This is a genomic window from Sporosarcina sp. FSL K6-5500 (assembly GCF_038005665.1).
GTDB classification, from domain to species: Bacteria; Bacillota; Bacilli; order Bacillales_A; family Planococcaceae; genus Sporosarcina; species Sporosarcina psychrophila.
In genome coordinates, this window is record NZ_JBBOTP010000010.1 from 1 (window position 1) to 3,458 (window position 3,458).

3 protein-coding genes and 3 pseudogenes are annotated in these 3,458 nt (G+C 36.2%); 1 reads left to right on the top strand and 5 read right to left on the bottom strand.

The genetic code is table 11. From position 1 onward, the window contains the following. The 3 genes and pseudogenes from MKX62_RS24305 to MKX62_RS24315 form a co-directional block, all read right to left on the bottom strand. Positions 1–300, bottom strand: a 300-nt coding sequence (locus MKX62_RS24305) for a hypothetical protein (protein ID WP_445683565.1), incomplete at its 3' end; no start/stop codon positions are given. Between the two features lie 87 nt (positions 301–387). After that, positions 388–498 (bottom strand): annotated as a pseudogene (locus MKX62_RS24310) (plasmid recombination protein); the annotation flags it as partial. A gap of 107 nt (positions 499–605) precedes the next feature. Further along, positions 606–800: pseudogene (locus MKX62_RS24315) on the bottom strand (plasmid recombination protein); the annotation flags it as partial. Positions 801–1,396: 596 nt separating this feature from the next. Between MKX62_RS24315 and MKX62_RS24320 the strand changes: the two are divergent. Then, positions 1,397–1,546: a hypothetical protein gene (locus MKX62_RS24320; protein ID WP_340742767.1), complete on the top strand. Its 150-nt coding sequence runs from the start codon at positions 1,397–1,399 to the stop codon at positions 1,544–1,546. A gap of 124 nt (positions 1,547–1,670) precedes the next feature. Here MKX62_RS24320 and MKX62_RS24325 read toward each other — a convergent pair whose 3' ends face one another. After that, positions 1,671–2,681 (bottom strand): protein rep, encoded by a 1,011-nt coding sequence (locus tag MKX62_RS24325; protein ID WP_340742768.1) that lies wholly within the window; start codon positions 2,679–2,681, stop codon positions 1,671–1,673. A 357-nt stretch (positions 2,682–3,038) separates the two neighbouring features. Further along, positions 3,039–3,458 (bottom strand): annotated as a pseudogene (locus MKX62_RS24330) (hypothetical protein); the annotation flags it as partial.

Here is a 3,458-nt window from a genome sequence, read left to right on the forward strand (position 1 = left end):
CTTACCAATTTCTTTTTTAGTATCTGATTTATAATTTTCAAATTGATAATTGCTTCTAATACTCGATTTCGCCAATACTCCCAAACGCTCATAATCCTTTTTCGGCAAAACAACCACTTCTTTTTTCTTTCTGATTCCTACGGTTTTCTTTTCTGCATTTTCATCCACTTTATCAAAAATTTCTTTTGGCTCTTTAAATTTTTTCAAATCAGCAGCCATCATTTCTTTTTGCTGTTCAATCTCCGCTGAAAGCTTTTTCAACGAATGTACATTTTCAATCCCAATCGTTTTTCCGTTCAAAATTCCCCCTTGATAAATCTCGGGAATCCGCTCTTTTAGGTGCGTATCTAAATCATCATGAAAATATTTCAATTCCGCTCTAAATATCACTTCTTTGGCCGACACTTTTTCCCGTTCTTTTTTCTCATCCCAAACAACGGGAATAAAAGCAAAGTGAATGTGTGGTGTTGTTTCGTCATTATGTACATTTGCCGAAATAACGTTCTGCTTGCCCCCGTATCGATCAGCGAGAAATTCATAGGTTTCTCCTCAAAGAATTTTCTTTGGTGCTCGTCAGGTGCATCTTTGAGTGGTTCAGGCAACGTTACGATCCATTCGCAACATGCCTTTACATCTTTTCGTTTCATGCAATAAACTTCAGCCAGTCGTTCATTCATTCTAGAAAGTGTGTCGCCCTCTTTTTCGCATAGATCATAATTCAAATGTGTGCGCTCAATATCAATATCTTTATTTGAATGGTTTTCAATTTTTCGGTCTAAGTGGTTTGATAATCCCTGCATGTTTGCTTTTGTATGTTTTTGGACGTGAGCGATTTCGGACACCTCATTTTCGAATAAGAATAACACATTCAGCGAAGAGAGCCAAATTTATTCTGGTCTAACACGCTAGACCAGAATAAATTCTGGACGTGCTCTGCGAGGCAAAAAGCAAGGGAGCAAAAACCGCTCCCCAAAGTTCCAGAACAAGTTCAAAAGAAAAAGATCATGGGCTTTGCCCAAACCCACGAGGGAAAAATTTCCCCTCGACCCCCTCCAAAAAACTCCCCCAACCCCCTCACTTTTTGAGGGGGCTCCCTCGCCGGTAGGCAGTCAAAAAAATGAATTTTTTGAATTGCCAAGAGGGTGAAAAATCAGTGACTCGTATCAACTTCTTAAATTCCCTTCACTGCGTTCCGGTCAGATATTTACCGTTGACACTTCCCGTTTATTTTTCCCTCCACCGTTCGATAAAAAAAAGTAGCCGAAGCCACTCAATCATTTTTTATATAATAAATCACTTTAAATAACAGCTCTTTTATAAAACTGGTTTTCATTCCCAAAATATAGTGTTAATGTATCATTGGGTGAAATAGTCTATTAGAAGGAGGTTTACCATAGTGAGAAAGCTAAAAAAATACGTACTAATTACTTTAATTTTAAGTGTGTTTACTTTAACTGCGTGCGGAGAAGAAAAAAGCGAATACGATACATTCAAAGATGATGCGGACGGTGTTGGAGAATCTATTTTTAATTTCTTTAACGAGTAAAATTTTCTCATTTACTCGTCACACACATCAAACTACATAAAAATAAGTGAACTATTGCCACTTAGGACAACAGTTCACTTATTTTTAAATCGAGGTAAAAACAAAAAAGAGTAGCCGAAGCCACTCAATCATTTTTTATATAATAATTTTGCCTGTTCCAATTCCACATTGCCGTAACGGTATATGCAGCATCTTCTTTTTCTTCATCTTCACCGTCAACTTGTATAAGATCACCGTCTTCAGCATCATCTAAATTTAATTCTTTGTGTATTTCCTTCAGCAGTCCACCGTATGAAATCAACCGTTTTCGGAACAAACCTTCTTCCAAATCCTTAACAATTTGTAGGTTTCTTTCTTCATCATCTGTTAAATAATCCTCAGATTTAACGGAGTATTTCGCTGTTTCATTTACCGCATCTTCAATCGCTTGCTTGTCCTGTCCAGAAGAAATTTTAGATTTAATTGCAGTAACAAATACGTTTGGATCATAGTCCAATTTCATAGCCTTTTTCCAAAATGCTTGCCAATCTTTATGAGTAAGGTAATTTTCCTTACCCTTAAAATAACTGCTTTCAAAACACATCATGGCATGAATATGCTGATTATAAGAGTTGTCTTTTTTATTTACGGTTACTTCTGTAGTCCTCATAAAACCGATTAAATTTTTATCGATTTTTTTATATCTAACCATTCTACCAAAGCCCTTTGCCATATCGGCAAGACTTTTATTTAACTCTTCACCGTCATAAACATTTTTCACAGTAAACGTGAAAAACAACCATCGACAGCTGAGTTTACGCTTCATAACTTCCGTTATAACTTTTTTACTTTGAGCAGAATGTTTCATGGCTCTCCTCCAATTGCACAATGAACAAAGTTTCGATTTGCAAAACCACGCTTTATATAATTTCAAGTGACCAGTATCGCTCGCTTGGAATTGCAAAATAACACCGCAATCCCTGACACGTTCAGCCTTCTTGAATTCTAGTATGAACAAAAGTTCAGAATAACTTACACTATCAATCTTTCTTTCTTGCCACGGTCTAATCTTTCCCGATTTTGCTTTATCCGTAAAAACACTTGAATCATCTGGCGTGATTGTGCTATGATTATCTATAGAATTTTGAAAATGCATATAAAAAGCCCCCATGTTATTTAGTTTTGATCTTAGACAATTAAAACTCTAACACAGGGGCTTTTTTTGTGCAAAAAATTTTATACCGATTTCTAAGACGAAAACAACCTTTAAACCCTTTAAAACATTGAACTTTTGGACGAAAAAACAAGCAAAAAAAAAAACGAGTTGTTTCTAGTAGTATCAAGATAAGAAAGAGCATTTCTCGCTACGCTCAAAATCAAGTTCAAAACCACTCTAAAAACCTTTACAAGCCTTTTTAAGCCCTTTTAAGAAAAATCACATATAAATCTAAGTAAAATGCCCTTAAAGCCCTCAGAAACAATTCTGAAGCGCTCTAAGGGCATTATTTCTCCTTCACAGTCCTATATCATGTGATTTTTTCTTAGACTTTGGCTTTTTCGACTTTTCTTGCTGGGCTTTATGTAAAACCGAATCCATTGAAAAATTTCGACCCAGTAATTTATCAATAAACACTTTCAGCTTTTCCAGCCCCCTCTGCAAACGACTTTGAGGGATTGTTTTAAGCCTTTCGTTCTCTTCCAGTGTTGAGGTCCAACTTTCCCCTTGCTCCCGATCCTTTGGCCCGTGGCCATTCTCTAAATTGAAAAGGATAATACGCCCATTAATTTCTGTCTGACTAATATTTAAATCTCGATTATCATCTTGCAGCATGCTCTTAAAAACAATCTCATTCACCTTGTGCCCCTGAAGCCCAGCGACCTCTTTTTCAAGTTTTTTATTTTTTCCTTCTAGTTCCTTCTTACTTTCCTGCAA